The 16,239-nt window shown below is 72.5% G+C and carries 17 protein-coding genes; 14 read left to right on the forward strand and 3 right to left on the reverse strand.

The window, feature by feature from the left end:
• The 6 genes from P3L51_RS18695 to P3L51_RS18720 form a co-directional block, all read left to right on the forward strand.
• Positions 1–1,093 (forward strand): pseudouridine synthase (locus P3L51_RS18695; RefSeq protein WP_354606387.1); only part of this gene is annotated, 1,093 nt, incomplete at its 5' end.
• A gap of 124 nt (positions 1,094–1,217) precedes the next feature.
• Complete coding sequence (pnuC, locus tag P3L51_RS18700; RefSeq protein WP_354606388.1) at positions 1,218–1,871, forward strand: nicotinamide riboside transporter PnuC; 654 nt, start codon at positions 1,218–1,220, stop codon at positions 1,869–1,871.
• Positions 1,868–2,950 (forward strand): AAA family ATPase, encoded by a 1,083-nt coding sequence (locus P3L51_RS18705; protein WP_354606389.1) that lies wholly within the window; start codon positions 1,868–1,870, stop codon positions 2,948–2,950. The genes pnuC and P3L51_RS18705 overlap by 4 nt, the downstream gene beginning before the upstream one ends.
• Complete coding sequence (locus P3L51_RS18710) at positions 2,947–3,711, forward strand: NUDIX hydrolase (protein WP_354606390.1); 765 nt, start codon at positions 2,947–2,949, stop codon at positions 3,709–3,711. The genes P3L51_RS18705 and P3L51_RS18710 overlap by 4 nt, the downstream gene beginning before the upstream one ends.
• Positions 3,708–4,730, forward strand: coding sequence for an ADP-ribosylglycohydrolase family protein (locus P3L51_RS18715; RefSeq protein ID WP_354606391.1), 1,023 nt, complete (start codon positions 3,708–3,710; stop codon positions 4,728–4,730). Before P3L51_RS18710 ends, P3L51_RS18715 begins: the two co-directional genes overlap by 4 nt.
• Before the next feature lie 117 nt (positions 4,731–4,847).
• Positions 4,848–5,600: a nucleotidyltransferase domain-containing protein gene (locus P3L51_RS18720; protein WP_354606414.1), complete on the forward strand. Its 753-nt coding sequence runs from the start codon at positions 4,848–4,850 to the stop codon at positions 5,598–5,600.
• Here the strand turns inward: P3L51_RS18720 and P3L51_RS18725 are convergent.
• The gene (locus P3L51_RS18725; RefSeq protein WP_354606392.1) at positions 5,517–6,299 is read right to left on the reverse strand and encodes a nucleotidyltransferase domain-containing protein; all 783 of its coding nucleotides are present in this window, start codon (positions 6,297–6,299) and stop codon (positions 5,517–5,519) included. The two genes, P3L51_RS18720 and P3L51_RS18725, sit on opposite strands and share 84 nt — an antisense overlap.
• A 136-nt stretch (positions 6,300–6,435) precedes the next feature.
• On the opposite strand from P3L51_RS18725, the gene aroH reads away from it, so the two are divergent.
• The 5 genes from aroH (at position 6,436) to der (ending at position 10,998) form a co-directional block, all read left to right on the forward strand.
• The gene (aroH, locus tag P3L51_RS18730; RefSeq protein ID WP_354606393.1) at positions 6,436–6,798 is read left to right on the forward strand and encodes a chorismate mutase; all 363 of its coding nucleotides are present in this window, start codon (positions 6,436–6,438) and stop codon (positions 6,796–6,798) included.
• Positions 6,795–7,880, forward strand: coding sequence for a prephenate dehydrogenase (locus tag P3L51_RS18735; protein WP_354606394.1), 1,086 nt, complete (start codon positions 6,795–6,797; stop codon positions 7,878–7,880). Before aroH ends, P3L51_RS18735 begins: the two co-directional genes overlap by 4 nt.
• Positions 7,881–8,074: 194 nt before the next feature.
• Complete coding sequence (cmk, locus tag P3L51_RS18740) at positions 8,075–8,800, forward strand: (d)CMP kinase (RefSeq protein WP_354606395.1); 726 nt, start codon at positions 8,075–8,077, stop codon at positions 8,798–8,800.
• Positions 8,758–9,486, forward strand: coding sequence for a lysophospholipid acyltransferase family protein (locus P3L51_RS18745; RefSeq protein ID WP_435594480.1), 729 nt, complete (start codon positions 8,758–8,760; stop codon positions 9,484–9,486). The genes cmk and P3L51_RS18745 overlap by 43 nt, the downstream gene beginning before the upstream one ends.
• Before the next feature lie 51 nt (positions 9,487–9,537).
• On the forward strand, positions 9,538–10,998 hold the full coding sequence (gene der, locus P3L51_RS18750) for a ribosome biogenesis GTPase Der (protein WP_354606396.1): 1,461 nt from the start codon (positions 9,538–9,540) through the stop codon (positions 10,996–10,998).
• 134 nt (positions 10,999–11,132) lie between these two features.
• Here the strand turns inward: der and P3L51_RS18755 are convergent, their stop codons facing one another.
• A complete protein-coding gene (locus P3L51_RS18755) occupies positions 11,133–11,405 on the reverse strand; it encodes a hypothetical protein (RefSeq protein WP_435594481.1) in 273 nt (90 codons plus the stop codon).
• A 197-nt stretch (positions 11,406–11,602) separates the two neighbouring features.
• Positions 11,603–12,379: a DUF8842 C-terminal domain-containing protein gene (locus P3L51_RS18760; RefSeq protein WP_354606398.1), complete on the reverse strand. Its 777-nt coding sequence runs from the start codon at positions 12,377–12,379 to the stop codon at positions 11,603–11,605.
• A gap of 451 nt (positions 12,380–12,830) precedes the next feature.
• Here P3L51_RS18760 and P3L51_RS18765 point away from each other — a divergent pair, with 451 nt between their 5' ends.
• From P3L51_RS18765 to P3L51_RS18775, 3 genes are all read left to right on the forward strand, one after another.
• Positions 12,831–14,114 carry a glycosyltransferase family 4 protein gene (locus P3L51_RS18765; protein WP_354606399.1) on the forward strand — a complete coding sequence of 428 codons (1,284 nt, stop codon included), beginning with the start codon at positions 12,831–12,833 and terminating at the stop codon, positions 14,112–14,114.
• Positions 14,111–14,920 (forward strand): hypothetical protein, encoded by an 810-nt coding sequence (locus P3L51_RS18770; RefSeq protein WP_354606400.1) that lies wholly within the window; start codon positions 14,111–14,113, stop codon positions 14,918–14,920. The genes P3L51_RS18765 and P3L51_RS18770 overlap by 4 nt, the downstream gene beginning before the upstream one ends.
• A gap of 61 nt (positions 14,921–14,981) precedes the next feature.
• On the forward strand, positions 14,982–15,950 hold the full coding sequence (locus P3L51_RS18775) for a helix-turn-helix transcriptional regulator (RefSeq protein WP_354606401.1): 969 nt from the start codon (positions 14,982–14,984) through the stop codon (positions 15,948–15,950).
• Positions 15,951–16,239 lie beyond the last annotated feature (289 nt).

The following is a 16,239-nucleotide window of genomic DNA, read 5'->3' on the forward strand; positions in this document are numbered from 1 at the left end:
AGACAGGAGCCGGGGGAGCGGCGGCAGCGGCGGCGCGCGCGACGACAAGCAGCCGAAGCGTGAGAGCAAGCCTCGTCCCGAGGAGCGCCGTTACGACGTCGGGCGCTCCGGCGGTCCCGGCGCCGGTCAGGGCGGTCCCGGTGGCGGCCAGGGCGGCTCCGGCGCTCCGGCCGGCGGCGGCAGCCGAGGCGCGTCCGCACGCGGCGGCGCCAAGGGCGGCCCCAAGGCCCCCAGCATCGCGGCCAAGCGCCGGGCCCAGGGCAAGCCCGCCCGCCCGCGCGAGCTGGACGCCAAGATCGAGCAGCGCAACCGTGACCGGTACGCGGACAAGCCGGAGATCAGGACCCCCAGGACCAACCCGGGCGCCGAGCAGGAGGGCGAGCGGCTGCAGAAGATCCTCGCGCGGGCCGGCATGGGTTCGCGCCGGGCCTGCGAGGAGCTGATCGAGCAGTCCCGCGTCGAGGTCAACGGCGAGATCGTCGTCGAGCAGGGCAAGCGTGTCGACCCGCACCGCGACGAGATCAAGGTCGACGGTCTGACCGTCGCCACCCAGTCGCATCTCTTCTTCGCGCTGAACAAGCCCGCCGGTGTCGTCTCCACGATGGGCGACCCGGACGGCAGGCAGAACCTCGGCGACTACGTCACCAACCGTGAGACCCGCCTGTTCCACGTCGGCCGGCTGGACACCGAGACCGAGGGCATCATCCTGCTCACCAACCACGGTGAGCTGGCCCACCGCCTCACGCACCCCAGGTACGGCGTGAAGAAGACGTATCTCGCCGCCATCCAGGGCCCGTTGCCGCGCGATCTGGGCAAGCGGCTCAAGGACGGCATCCAGTTGGAGGACGGCTACGCCCGCGCCGACCACTTCCGCGTCGTGGAGAACACCGGGAAGAACTACCTGGTCGAGGTGACCCTCCACGAGGGCCGCAAGCACATCGTGCGCCGCATGCTCTCCGAGGCGGGCTTCCCTGTGGAGCGCCTGGTCAGGACGTCGTTCGGCCCGATCCCGCTGGGCGACCAGAAGTCCGGCTGGCTGCGCCGCCTCACCAACACGGAGGTCGGCATGCTGATGAAGGAAGTCGGCCTGTAGGCCGGTCCGTTCGACCGCGACCGCACCGAGTGAAGAAAGCCCGTGGCCTCAGGCCGCGGGCTTTTCCGCTTGTGGCGCGGGCCCGTTCACCTTTATAGTCAACGTGACCATTAAGGAGGCGGGTGTGAGTCTCGCGGATATCCTCGACCCGTTGCGGCAGCCGCTGGTGACCGTTCTCGACACCCCGGTGAGCTGGACCGAGGTGCTCGGCTTCGGCAGCGGCGCGCTCTGCGTCTGGCTCGTCGCCCGTCAGCACCTCGCCAACTGGCCGATCGGCATCGCCAACAACCTGTTCTTCGTCCTGCTGTTCACCCAGGCCGGCCTGTACGCCGACGCCGGGTTGCAGGTCGTCTTCATCGCCCTCGCCGTGTACGGCTGGTGGACCTGGACCCACGGGGGTGGACCAGGCTCCGCGTACCTCCCGGTGCGGCGCACCTCGCGCACCGAGTGGGGCTGGCTGCTCGCGGCGGGGGCGGTGGGAACTCTCGGGCTGACACTGCTCCTGGACCACCGGACGTCTTCGACGGTGCCGTTCTGGGACGCCGTCACCACCGCCCTGTCGCTGATGGCGACGTACGGGCAGTGCCGGAAGCGTCTGGAGTCGTGGTGGCTGTGGATCGCGGCCGACGTCGTCTACATCCCGCTCTACGCGCACAAGGACCTCTACCTGACGTCGGTCCTGTACGCCGGATTCCTGACCCTGTGCGTCATCGGACTGCGCAACTGGTCGCGTGACATGGACCGGCGTCCGGCCGGTCCGCTGAAGGTCGCGGCATGAGCGCGAGACACCAACACGGCCTGGTCCTCGGCAAGTTCTACCCTCCGCACACGGGCCACCACCACCTCGTACGGACCGCGAGGGAGCGCTGCGAGCGGCTCACGGTCCTCGTCTGCGCCGCCTCCGTCGAGTCGGTGCCGCTCGCCGACCGCGTCGCCTGGATGCGCGAGGTCCACCCGGACGTCCGGGTCATCGGCGCCGTCGACGACACCCGCATGGATCTGCGTGACCCCGCCGTCTGGGACGCGCACATGGCGGTCTTCCGCGCGGCCGTCCCCGAGCCCGTGGACGCCGTGTTCACCTCGGAGTCGTACGGGGACGAACTCGCCCGCCGCTTCGGCGCCGAGTCCGTCGTCGTGGACCCGGACCGCACGCGCCACCCGGTGTCGGGGACGGCCGTCCGCGAGGACCCCGTCGGCTGCTGGGGCTTCCTCGCCCCGCCCGTCAGGGCCGCGCTCACCCGCCGCGTCGTGGTGCTCGGCGCCGAGTCCACCGGCACCACGACCCTGGCGCGGGCCCTCACCGAGCACTACCGGGCGCGCGGCGGCGTATGGGCCCGTACCCTCTGCGTCGGCGAGTACGGACGGGAGTTCAGCGAACGCAAGCTCGCCGCGCTGCGCGCCCGGTGGCCCGGCGCGCGGTGGGAGGACGTCGAACTCGCCACCGAGGACTTCCCGTTGATCGCCGAGCGGCAGAACGAGTGGGAGGAGGCGGCGGCCCGCGCCGGCTCACCCGTCCTCTTCTGCGACACCGACTCCTTCGCCACCACCGTCTGGCACGAGCGGTACGTGGGCGGACGCAACCCGCTCGTCGAGGAGTTCGCCGACCGCGTGCCGCACCATCTGTGGCTGCTCACCGGCCACGAAGGCGTCGCCTTCGAGGACGACGGGCTGCGCGACGGCGAGGAACTGCGGCCCTGGATGACCGGCCGCTTCAGGGACGAACTGACCCGCACGGGGCGGACGTTCGTCGCGCTCGAAGGACCGCGCGAGAAGCGACTCGCCGACGCGGTCGCCGCGGTGGACGCCCTGCTGGAGCAGGGTTGGTACTTCACCGCACCCCTGCCGGAGAACAGATGACCCCCCAACAGCCGCCCCCACAGCCCCGCGTGCCCGAGAACTACGACCCCGCCGACTTCGTGCCGTTCGCCGTCACCGTCGATCTCGCCGTCTTCACGGTCCGCGAGGGCAGCCTGCACGTCCTGCTCGTCGAACGCGGCGAGGAGCCGTACCTGGGCCACTGGGCGCTGCCCGGCGGCTTTGTACGGCCCCGTGAGTCCGCCGGGCAGGCGGCGCGGCGTGAACTCGCCGAGGAGACCGGCCTGTCGCCGGACACCGTCGCCGGACTGCGCCCCGAGCAACTGCGCACGTACAGCGACCCGGACCGGGACCCCCGGATGCGCGTCGTCTCCGTCGCGTACACCGCGCTCGTGCCCGACCTCCCCGAACCGCGCGGCGGTGGCGACGCCGCCCAGGCCCGCTGGACCCGGTACGACGACGGCGAACCCGGCCCGCTCGCCTTCGACCACGGCCGGATCCTGGCCGACGGCCGGCGCCGGATCGGGGCCAAGCTCGAATACACCTGCCTCGCCACGGCGTTCTGCCCGCCCCGATTCACCCTCGGCGAACTTCAGCAGGTGTACGAGACGGTCTGGGGCGTCGAGCTGGACCGGCCCAACTTCCGCCGCAAGGTGCTCACCTCACCCGGCTTCGTCGAACCGGTGGAGGGACCGCCACGCCGCACCGGCGGCCGGGGCAAACCGGCCGCCCTCTACCGCGCGGGCACCGCCACCGCACTCCACCCGCCGCTGCTTCGACCGGAAGGACGGACCACCCCATGACCTCCTCGGCCACCGCGTCCAAGAGAGCCGCCACCGGTGCCATGACCGGGCTCGCGCTCGGCGACGCCCTCGGCTTTCCCACCGAGTTCAACGACGTGCCGTCGATCCTCGCCAAGTTCGGCCCCTGGCGGGAACTGCCGCTGGCGAGGCCCGCGATCGTCAGCGACGACACACAGATGACACTCGCGCTCGGCCGCGGTCTGCGCACCGCCATGGAGCGGGGCCCGATCGGACCGCTGCGCCTCACCCGGCCGGTGCGCGAGGAGTTCGTGAACTGGTTCCACGACCCGCAGAACAACCGGGCCCCCGGCAACACCTGCATGACGGCCTGTCAGCTCCTCGACAGCGACCGGCCCTGGCAGCGGGCGAGCCGCATCGACTCCAAGGGCTGCGGCGCCAACATGCGGGTCGCGCCCATCGGGCTCGCCCCCGGCCTCAGCGCCGAACAGCGCTCGGGCGCCGCGCAGTTGCAGTCCGGCCTCACCCACGGCCACCCGACAGCCCTGGCCGCGTCCGACCTCACGGCGCACGCGGTGCACCTGCTGGCGCGGGGGACCGAGCCGCTGGGCCTGGTCGGGCTGCTGCGCTCGTACGCGTACGAGAACCGGTCCCGCTACCACCACGGCTGGCTCGGTGATCTGTGGACCCACAGCCAGGACCCGACCCCCGAGCACTTCGTCGAGCGGGGCTGGGACGAGTGCCTGGCCGTGCTCGAACGGCTCCAGCAGGCCCTGCGCGCACCGTCACCCGAGACCGACCCGTGCCTGGCGACCGGCGACGGCTGGATCGCCGAGGAGGCGTTCGCCACCGGGCTGCTCTGCTTCCTGATCTTCCCCGACGAGCCGGTCACGGCGCTGCGCCGGGCCGCCTGCACCAAGGGTGACTCGGACTCGATCGCCTGCCTGACGGGCGCGTTCGCGGGAGCGCACCTCGGGGCGGGTGCCTGGCCGAAGGAGTGGGCGGACCGGATCGAGTACCGCGAGGAGCTGCTGGAACTCGGGGCACTCTGGGACGCTTGATCCATGCGTATGGATGACGAACACGCGGCGGACGGCGGCCCCTTCGGCCACTCCGCCGGCTCCCTCGACGAATCCCCGGCCGACCGCGCCCGGCGCCTGGAGCGGGCCGGGCTGCCCATGACCGACCTCGGCCCGGTCCTCGCCGAGGAGTCGGGCCCGCTGCTGTTCGCCACCGTCTCCGGCGCCCACCTCTACGGATTCCCCTCCACCGACTCGGACGTCGACCTGCGCGGCGCCCACCTGCTGCCGGTGGCCGAACTCATCGGACTGCACGAGCCGGACGAGACCCGGTCGCGGATGTGGGACCACGACGGTGTGGAGATGGACCTGGTCAGCCATGACCTGCGCAAGTTCGTCCGCATGATGATGCGGCGCAACGGCTACGTACTGGAACAGCTGTACTCGCCGCTGATAGCGCACTCGACGGATGCGCACCGTGAGCTGCTCTCACTCGCACCCGGCGTGCTCACCGGCCACCACGCCCACCACTACCGGGGATTCGCCGCCACCCAGTGGCGCCTCTTCGAGAAGACCGGCGAACTCAAGCCGCTGCTCTACACGTTCAGGGCGCTGCTCACCGGCGTCCACCTGATGCGCACCGGCGAGGTGCAGGCCCATCTGCCCACGCTGCTCACCGAGGTGAGCGCGCCGGACTATCTGCCCGAGCTGATCGAGGCGAAGGCGGAGGCCGAACACGGCGCGGCGACGGGCCTCGCCCCGACCCGGCTGCAGAGCGACGTCGACGCGCTCCACGAGGTCCTGGCGGAGGCCAGGGCCGAGACCCGGCTACCCGACTCCCCTGCCGGGTACGAGGCGCTCCACGACCTCGTCGTCCGCACCCGCCTGGAGAGCCGACCCCCGCAGAGCTGAGCCCCGCACCGCCGACGCCCGCAGGGCCGACGCCCGCCGCGCGCGGATCACGAAGTCCTCGACGCGCGCGCGGTCGGGCTCGGCGGGCAGCGCGGTGCCGGCGAGCGCGGCGTCCGCCTCCTCGCCGAGACGGTTCATCCGCCGCTCCACCTCGGCCCACGGGACCTCGCCGCGCTTGACCTCCAGCAGGGGCTCGCGCCGCTCACCGGCGTCGATGACCAGCCGCCCCGTACGCAACAGGTCACCGCAGCAGCCCAGCAGCCGCAGCAGATGCATGGCGTGCTTCCAGCGCGGCACGCCGTGCTGCCGCACGTCCGCCGCCAGCTTCCTGCGCTGGCCGATCGCGTAGCGGACGAAGGTCTCGTGGGCCTGCCGGGAGAGGAACGCCTCGCGCAGGGCGAGGAGTTCGCGGCCCGTGTCGTCCACGTACTCGACCAGCGGCGAGTGCAGACATTCGAGCACGTTGGGATTGCTGCGCAGCGCGAGCAGACAGAACCGCTCCAGCTCCCAGGAGAACTGCTCGTCGGCCGGCCCGTCGACATGCGTCGGGGGTTTCTCGAAGCGCCAGTAGAGCGGCGTCGGAGCCTGGAACACACCCCGGCGGTCGGTGTCACTGCCCTCGGTCGCCAGACCGAAGGCGCGGGAGCCCATGACGCACGCGTAGACGGTGTGGTCGCGTACGAGCTCCTCGGGTCCCATACGCACGGAGAGTACGGGAGGGCGCGTACCGGACACCCGCCCGCCGTCTCGCGCAACGGTCGCCCCGACCGTACCGCCGCCCATCTGTCTAACCTGGACGGAGCACACGATCACTGAGCGGGACGAGGAGCACGACGTGCCGGTACGAGCTGTCCGAGGGGCCGTCCAGCTGGAGCGGGACGAGCCGGGGCACATGGACGAACAGGTCGCCCTGCTGCTCTCCGCCATCCTGGAGCGCAACAGCCTCGGGACGGACGACCTGATCAGCATCTGGTTCACGGCCACCCCCGACCTGCACAGCGACTTCCCGGCCGCCGCCGCGCGCGGGATCGGCATCGTGGACGTCCCGCTGATCTGCGCGCAGGAGCTGGACATCGACGGCGCCATGCCGCGCGTGGTCCGCATCCTCGCCCACATCGAGTCCGACCTCCCCCGATCCGAGATCGCGCACGTCTACCTCGGCGCCGCGGCAGCCCTCCGCAAGGACATCGCCCAGTGAGAACCGCCCTCGTCATCGGTACCGGCCTGATCGGCACCTCGGCCGCCCTGACCCTCGCGGGACGTGGCGTCGCCGTCCACCTCGTGGACCACGACCCGGCCAGGGCGCGGACGGCCGCGGCGCTCGGCGCCGGTACCGAGGAGCCGCCGGCCGGACCCGTCGACCTCGCGATCGTCGCCGTACCGCCCGCGCACACCGCCACCACGCTCGCCGCCGCGATGCGGGCCGGCAGCGCCCGCGGCTACCTGGACGTCGCCAGCGTCAAGGGCGGGCCACGGCGCGAGCTGGAGGCGCTGGGCCTCGACCTGGGCGCGTACATCGGTACGCACCCGATGGCCGGCAAGGAGAGCTCCGGCCCGCTCGCCGCGACCGCAGACCTCTTCGAGGGCCGCCCCTGGGTGCTGACGCCCACGCCCGGCACCGACACCGAGGTGCTGAACCTCGCCCTCGAACTGGTGGCCCTCTGCCGCGCGGTGCCGGTGGTCATGGACGCGGACGCCCACGACCGGGCCGTCGCCCTCGTCTCCCACACCCCCCAGCTGATCTCCTCGATGGTCGCCGCACGCCTGGAGGACGCCGACGAGGCGGCCGTACGGCTCTGCGGCCAGGGCATCCGCGACGTCACCCGCATCGCCGCCTCGGACCCCCGTATGTGGGTCGAGATCCTCACCGCGAACCCGGGGCCGGTCGCCGACGTGCTCGCGGGCGTCGCCGCCGACCTGGACGAGACCGTCGAGGCGCTGCGGGCGCTCCAGTCCGCCGACGAGGCCAAGCGGCGCGACGGCACCGAGGGCATCGAGGACGTCCTGCGGCGCGGCAACGCGGGCCGTGTCCGGGTACCGGGCAAGCACGGCGCGGGCCCCGCGTCGTACGAGACGGTGGCCGTCCTGATCAGCGACCGGCCGGGCGAGCTGGCCCGGATCTTCGCGGACGCCGGGAGCGCCGGGGTCAACATCGAGGACGTCCGGATCGAGCACGCGACCGGTCAGGAGGCGGGTCTGGTGCAGCTGATGGTGGAGCCCGCGGCGGCCCCCGTCCTGAGCGCGGCACTGCGCGGGCGCGGCTGGTCGATCCGCCGCTGACACGGGGGCGGGACAGCGCTCCCCGGCCGGTGCGCGGGCGGGCTTTCACGGGGGTGTGAGGGACGGCCCCAGCACTCGGTAACCTTGTGCGGGGGCGTACTGACGTCTGGGCGTCCGGAAACGACCCCCCGAACGTCCCGAGACTGATCCGCGAACCACTTCGCGTACGACTCCCCGCCCCGTGAACCAGGAAGGTGTCCGCACCCGTGGAAACCGCTGCAACCGACGCCAGGACCGCCCCGGCCGCCGTGATCGTCGCCATCGACGGGCCGGCCGGCACCGGCAAGTCGAGCACGTCCCGGTCCGTGGCCACCCAGCTCGGACTGAGCTACCTGGACACGGGCGCGCAGTACCGGGCGATCACCTGGTGGATGATCAGCAACGGCATCGACGTCCAGGACTCCTCGGCCGTCGCCACGGCCGCCGGCAAGCCGGTCATCGTGTCCGGCACCGACGCATCGAACCCGACGATCACCGTCGACGGCGCGGACGCCTCGGGGCCCATCCGCACCCAGGACGTCACGGCCAAGGTCAGCGCGGTCAGCGCCGTCCCCGAGGTGCGGACCGTCATCACCGAGCTCCAGCGCTCCATCGCCGCCGGCGCCGCGAACGGCATCGTCGTCGAAGGCCGTGACATCGGCACCACCGTGCTGCCCGACGCCGACCTGAAGGTCTTCCTCACCGCCTCGCCCGAGGCGCGCGCCGCCCGCCGCAGCGGCGAACTCAAGGGCAAGGAGTCCACGGACCTCGCCGCCACCAAGGAAGCCTTGATCAAGCGGGACGCGATCGACTCCAGCCGTAAGACGTCCCCGCTGGCCAAGGCGGCCGACGCCGTCGAGGTGGACACCACCGACCTCACGCTCCAGCAGGTCATCGAGTGCGTCGTCACCCTTGTCGAGGAGAAGCGGGCGGCCCGGTGACCGGACCCTCCCGGAAGGGCGCACCGACCCGTTCACCCTCCCCGAAGGGCGCGGCGGTCGGCCGCGGCATCGGCATCGGACTGATGTACGGCCTGTGGAAGCCACGGGTGCTCGGCAGCTGGCGGGTTCCCGCGGCCGGCCCGGTGATCCTGGCCGTCAACCACTCGCACAACATCGACGGGCCGATGCTCATGGGCACCGCGCCCAGGCCCGTGCACTTCCTGATCAAGAAAGAAGCTTTCATCGGTCCGCTCGACCCGTTCCTGCTGTCCATCGGACAGCTGAAGGTGGACCGTACGACCACCGACCGCGCGGCCGTCACCGACGCGCTCGGGGTGCTCAGGGGCGGTGGGGTCCTGGGGATCTTCCCCGAGGGCAGCAGGGGAGAGGGCGACTTCGCCTCCCTGCGAACCGGGCTCGCGTACTTCGCCGTACGCACCGGAGCGCCGATCGTCCCGGTGGCGGTGCTGGGGAGCACGGAGCGGCGCGGGCGGCTGATAGGCGCGCTGCCACCGCTGCGCAGCCGTATCGACGTCGTCTTCGGGGACGCCTTCGACGCGGGCGACGGCAGCGGCCGGCGCACGCGGCAGGCGATGGACGACGCCACGCTGCGGATCCAGAAGCGGCTGACCGCCCATCTGGGCAACGCCAGACGCCTCACCGGGCGCCGGGCAGGACTTGAGTAGTGCACCGCGCAGTCGCGGCGCACCGATCACGATGAACGAGGTACGGACTTCATGAACGACCACATTGACTCCGGCGACGAGCACGGAGAGCTTGGCGACGCCGAGTACTCGGAGTTCATGGAGCTCGCCGCCAACGAAGGCTTCGACCCCGAGGAGATCGAGGGCGCGATCGGCGAGGCCGGCCACGGCCCGCTGCCCGTCCTCGCCGTCGTCGGCCGCCCCAATGTCGGCAAGTCGACCTTGGTGAACCGCATCATCGGCCGCCGTGAGGCCGTCGTCCAGGACAAGCCGGGCGTCACGCGAGACCGCGTCACCTACGAGGCCGAGTGGGCCGGGCGCCGCTTCAAGCTCGTCGACACCGGCGGCTGGGAGCAGGACGTACTCGGACTCGACGCGGCCGTCGCCGCCCAGGCCGAGTACGCGATCGAGACCGCCGACGCGGTGGTCTTCGTCGTGGACTCCACGGTCGGCGCCACCGACACCGACGAGGCCGTCGTCAAGCTGCTGCGCCGCGCGGGCAAGCCCGTCGTGCTCTGTGCCAACAAGGTCGACGGCCAGAGCGGCGAAGCCGACGCGACCGCGCTGTGGTCGCTCGGGCTCGGCCAGCCGTACCCGGTGTCCTCGCTGCACGGACGCGGTACGGGCGACATGCTCGACGCCGTCCTGGAGGCGCTGCCCGAGGCCCCCGAGCAGACCTTCGGCACCACCATCGGCGGCCCGCGCCGGATCGCGTTGATCGGCCGCCCGAACGTCGGCAAGTCCTCCCTGCTGAACAGGGTCGCGGGCGAGGACCGGGTCGTCGTCAACGAGGTCGCGGGCACCACCCGTGACCCGGTCGACGAGCTGATCGAACTCGGCGGCACGGTCTGGAAGTTCGTCGACACGGCGGGCATCCGGCGCCGCGTCCACCTCCAGGAGGGCGCCGACTACTACGCCTCGCTGCGTACGGCCGCCGCCGTGGAGAAGGCCGAGGTCGCCGTCGTCCTGATCGACACCAGCGAGTCCATCAGCGTCCAGGACCAGCGCATCATCACGATGGCCGTCGAGGCGGGCCGCGCCCTCGTCGTCGCCTTCAACAAGTGGGACACCCTCGACGAGGAGCGCCGCTACTACCTGGAGCGCGAGATCGAGACCGAGCTGGCGCAGATCGCGTGGGCGCCCCGCGTCAACGTGTCGGCGCGCACCGGACGCCACATGGAGCGCCTGGTCCCGGCGATCGAGACGGCGCTCGCGGGCTGGGAGACGCGCGTGCCGACCGGCAGGCTCAACGCCTTCCTCGGCGAGCTCGTCGCCGGCCACCCGCACCCGATCCGCGGCGGCAAGCAGCCGCGCATCCTGTTCGGTACGCAGGCGGGCACCCGGCCGCCGCGCTTCGTGCTCTTCGCGTCCGGCTTCATCGAGGCGGGCTACCGGCGCTTCGTGGAGCGCAGGCTCCGCGAGGAGTTCGGCTTCGACGGCACGCCGATCCACATCTCGGTGCGGGTGCGGGAGAAGCGCGGCCGCAAGAAGTGACGGACGGTCTCCGACCGGTAGTGACGTGACGTGATGTGAGAAGCCGGTGGGCCGGCGCGGACGACATCCGCGCCGGCCCACCGGCTTCTCACGTACGGGCTCGTACGGCTGAGGGCGTACGGCCCCCGGCGGGGTCAGAGGCCCCGGCGCGGCGCCGGTGGCAGGGCCATCTGCGGACGGCCGCCCGAATACTGCCGGCCGCTCTGCCACGTGCTCGTGAACTGCTGGCCCGAGGAGGAGCCCTGCATCCCCGTACCGAACGCGGTGAAGCCAAGCGCCTCCTCACCGCTCCGGTCGCCCGGCAGAGTCCTGAACGACCGCAGGTACTCGGAGTACAGCGCGTCGTAGATCGGCGTGGCCGAGTATCCGGACGAGTAACCGGCCGGGGGGTCCTGGGCCGGGCGCATGGCGGGGACCTGGGGCTGGTACTGCTGACGTGAACGGTCGTATGAGTGCACGTAGGTGCCAACGACCCCGTCGTCCGTCGGATGCGGCCTGACCGGCGAAAATGCTGGTCGCGAGGGGTGGGAGGGCGAGCCGGCGGGGTTACGGACCGGGTCCCCGACGCGGTCCCGCTCCTCCGGAGAGGCTTGCCCCTCGTCCGTCACGTGCCGGCCAGCGGCATCGCCGCGGCCACCAGACGCCCGTCGGCCGCGGCCTTGTCCAGCGCGTCGCGCAGCAGGTCCTCACGCGGCTGCTGGCCGATGCAGCCGACCGGTGCGGCGAAGACCAGGACCGTCCGCGACTTGTTGGCGGCGGCCCGCCAGTCGCTGGTGACCTGGAGCGGCTGGTGGGCCTGCCACCAGGCGACCGGGGTGCCACCGCCCGTACCGGGCTGGAGGACCGCGTGCAGCTGGCCCATGGCGAGCAGCACCGACCAGCCGGCCAGCGTGCCCGGCGGCCGGGTCAGATCGCCGACCGGCTGGAAGCCCTGCTCCGCGAGGAGCGGCAGGAACTCGTCCTCGTCGCCGGCCGAACCGGGCCGGGCGATGGGGCCGGTCGGTTCGACGACCAGGGCGGGGTGCAGCTGGTTGTCGATCAGGACCAGACCGCTGGTGACACCGAGGACGGCCTGTTCGCCGCCGGTGCCCGTCGCCTGCGGGTCCGCGCCGGTGATGCTGCGGACGGCGCCCTGGAGCTGGTCCTCGGCCACCTTGACGACCTGGGAGGGGATGCAGGTGGCGTGGGCGAAGGCCAGGACGGCGGTCTCCTCGCCGATGAACAGCACCGTGCTGGTGCGCTCAGTTTCGGAGTCGCCCGGGGTACGGCAGGAGGTGCAGTCGTAGCTGCCCGGGGAGTTCTCGCCGACGAGCAGGCGATCGGCTTCTTCGTCGCCGATCTCGGCGCGTACGTCTTCGCTGACGTCGAGCATGCGCGGCACGGGTGGCTCCTCGAACTCGGTGCGTGGGCCGGGCTGTTCCCGGCTCGTAATGAGACAACGGGCGAGCTGTCGCCGGGGTCACGCGCGAAGCCGGACGAATCGAACCACCGGCCCCGGAGGGGCCTTTCGCCGAACCGGCGACCGCCGGCGCGACGCCCCGGTCCTGTCCGGCGGATCATCGGGGCCCGCGACGCCGGGGTGACCTCGGCCGCCGCCGCGTCGTCAGCCGCGCGGGCGGGCGGCGCCACTTCGCGGACACGCCCTCGCCCCGTACGGGTGAAGCTTCCCGGCGCCCCCGCCCGGTCGGCCCGGGGCCGCTGCCCTGCCGCGCGAAGGTGCGGCGGCGGCGTCGCGCCGGCCGGCGGTGCCGGGCGCCGCTCACGCGTGCGGCGGGACGGGCCGGTCCCCGGCCTACAGTCGCGCCAGGTTGACCAGGGAGACACCGCAGCCCATGCACATCTCTTTTCTGCTCCACAACGCCTTCGGCGTCGGCGGCACGATCCGCACCACGTTCAATCTCGCGCGGGCCCTCGCCGAGCGGCACGACGTCGAGATCGTCTCGGTCTTCCGGCACCGCGACGAGCCGACACTGGGCGCGCCCGAAGGCGTCCTGCTGCGCCATCTCGTCGATCTGCGCCGGAAAAGCCCCGGTTACGACGGCGGTCACCCCGACATCGGCCGGCCGGCCACCGTCTTCGCACGCGGCGACGGGCGGTACCGGCAGTACAGCCGCCTCACCGACACCCGCATCGCCGAGCACCTGCGGTCGCTGACGGCCGACGTCGTCGTCGGCACCCGGCCGGGGCTCAACTGCCACATCGCCCGGCAGACCGGGCGCGGCCCGGTCCGGGTCGGCCAGGAGCACCTCACGCTGGACAGTCACAGTCACCGGCTGCGCCGCGAGATCGCCCACCGGTACGTGCTGCTCGACGCCGTCACCACCGTCACCGAGGCCGACGCGCGCGCCTACCGATCCAGGCTGCGCCTGCCCGGCGTACGGATCGACGCGGTGCCGGGCAGCGTGCCCGCGCCGGCCGTGGCCCCCGCGGACTCCACCGGGAGGTGGGTCGTGGCGGCGGGCAGGCTCACCTCGGTCAAGCGGTACGACCTGCTGATCAGGGCCTTCGCCGAGGTGGTGGCCGCCAGGCCCGACTGGCGGCTGAGGATCTACGGCGCGGGGGACGCGACCGGCGACGAACGCGACGCGCTGCGCGCCCTGATCGAGGAGCGCGGGCTCCACAACCACGTCCATCTGATGGGCACGGTGAACCCGCTGGAGCCCGAGTGGGTCAAGGGTTCGATCGCCGCCGTGACATCGAGCCACGAATCCTTCGGCATGACCATCGTCGAGGCGATGCGCTGCGGCGTGCCCGTCGTCTCCACCGACTGCCCGCACGGGCCCGGCGAGATCATCGAGGACGGGGTCGACGGCCGGCTGGTGCCGGTCGGGGACGTGGACGCGATCGCCGACGGGATTCTCACGCTGATCCAGGACGACGAACTGCGGCGCCGTACGGGCCTGGCGGCCGTCGAGTCGTCCGCCCGGTTCGACCCGGCGCGGATCGCCGAGCGCCACGAGGCGCTGTACGCCGCCCTGGTCGCCCGGCGCCGGAACGCGGGCCCGCGAGAGGCCGTGCTCGGCACCGTACGGCGCGGCCGTGGCCTCCTCGTGGGCGGGACGCGGACCGTACGCGAACTGGCCGCGGCCGTGGTCCGCAAGGGGAGGACCGGGTGAGCGCTCCCACCGCGCACTGCACCGCCGACGCGGCGGGCACCGTCACCTTCGAGCTGGCCGGAGCCGCCGGAGCCCCCGGCACCGGACTGGTGCTGCGCAGGCGCGGCGGCGTCACGCCCGAGGACGAGGTACGCCTGCCGCTGACCGGACCGCGCGCCGTACTGGACCGGGCCGCCCCGCTCGCCGAGGGCCACTGGGACATCGTCCATGCCGCGGAGCCGGGCGACCGCGACGGCCGGCCCGTGCGCCCCGGCACCCGGGACGTACGCGCACTCGTCGACCGGATCCCCGGCGCCGGACCGGTCACCGTCCGTGTCCCGTACCCGACCGCCGACGGCCGCCTCGCGCTGCGCTGCTGGGTCCGCGCGCCCCACGCGGAGCCCGGGGCGATCCACCTCGCGGACGGCGCCATGACCGTGGAGGGCGTGCTGTACGGCGCCGAGGCGGGCGACGGCGCGACGGCCGAGGCGCGGCGGCGGACGAGCCGTGGCGACGGGGGAAGCGAGGGAGGTACGGCGCCCCGCGGGCACCGGGTCCCCGTGACCGGCGGCGCGGGCGGCGCCTTCACCTTCACCCTGCCGTACGCGGCGCTGGCGGAACCGCCCGTGACGGCGCGGCGGTTGTGGGACCTGTGGCTGCTGCCCGCGCACGGCGCGGCACCCGTCCGGCTCTCCCGGATCCTCGACGACGTGTGGGACCGCGAGAACATCTACGTCTACCCGGCGTACCGGGCGGACGGCTGGCTGGCCGCCCCCTGCTACTCGGCTGACAACGACCTCCGTGTGCGTCTGGATCCGGCGGACTGACGGCGCCGACGGCCCACCCATGCGGACACCCCCTGTCCTCGACCGCTGACAGAATCGACGCATGCTGGAGACCTCGGCCCGACTGCTCCGCCTGCTCTCCCTGTTGCAGGCCCACCGCGAATGGTCCGGCCCCGATCTGGCCGGACGCCTGGGGGTGACGCCGCGCACCGTACGGCGCGACGTCGACCGGCTGCGCGAACTGGGCTATCCGGTCAACGCCAGCCCGGGTACCGGCGGCGGCTACCGGCTCGGCGCCGGGGCCGAACTGCCGCCGCTCCTGCTGGACGACGAGGAGGCCGTCGCCATCGCCGTCGGGCTGCGTACGGCGGCGGGCAACGGCATCGACGGCATCGGCGAGACATCCGTCCGCGCGCTCGCCAAGCTGGAACAGGTCCTGCCGGGCCGGCTGCGCCGCCGGGTCGGCGCGCTCAACGCGTTCACCGTTCCCATGCTCCGCGGCCCGGGCGGCCCGACCGTCGACGCGAGCCTCCTCACCGAACTGGCGAACCTCTGCCGGGACGCCGAGCGGCTGCGCTTCGACTACCTCGACCATGTCGGCGCCGCCGGCCGCCGCACCGTCGAGCCGCACCGGCTCGTGTGCACCGAGCGCCGCTGGTACCTGGTCGCCTGGGACCTGGACCGCGCCGACTGGCGTACGTTCCGGGCCGACCGCATCACCCCCAGGCCCCCGCACGGCCCACGCTTCCCGCCCCGCGAACCGCCCGCCGCCGATCTGGCCGCCTATGTCTCCGAGGGCGTCTCCACCCGGGCCTACGCCGAGGCCGCGGTGATCAGGCTCCACGCGTCCGCGGCGGAGGCGGCGCAGCTGGTGTCACCGTCCGCCGGTGTGCTGGAGCCGGTCGACGAGCACAGCTGTCTGCTGCGCACCGGGGCGGGTGGTCTCGACGTGATCGTGGTCCATGTGATGCTCCTCGGCATCGACTTCGAAGCGATCGAGCCACCGGAGCTGACGGAGCACATGAGGACGGCGCGGGACCGCCTTTCACGGGCGCTTGGGGACGCTCCGTAACACCGGAGTCGCTGCTTCCGCCGTCATCCGGAAGGTGTCGTACCGCCGATGATTGCGCGAGGGCGAGGTGAATTCCGTACGGCGTGTCAAATACCGGTGGACCGTCGAACGGGGGAATTCGAAGCCCGGAAAATACGGTGATCTTCGAGTCTGTCGAATTACTTATCGCTTACTTACGGCCGACATGTGAACAGTGGTCCGAAGACAAGCGGGAGTCACCGAACATGTGTCGTGATCCTGTGACACAAGTGTGACCGCGGTCGTACGTAAGTGCGTAGGGACGGTGACC

It is taken from the genome of Streptomyces panacea, from assembly GCF_040560175.1.
Classification (GTDB): Bacteria; Actinomycetota; Actinomycetes; order Streptomycetales; family Streptomycetaceae; genus Streptomyces; species Streptomyces panacea.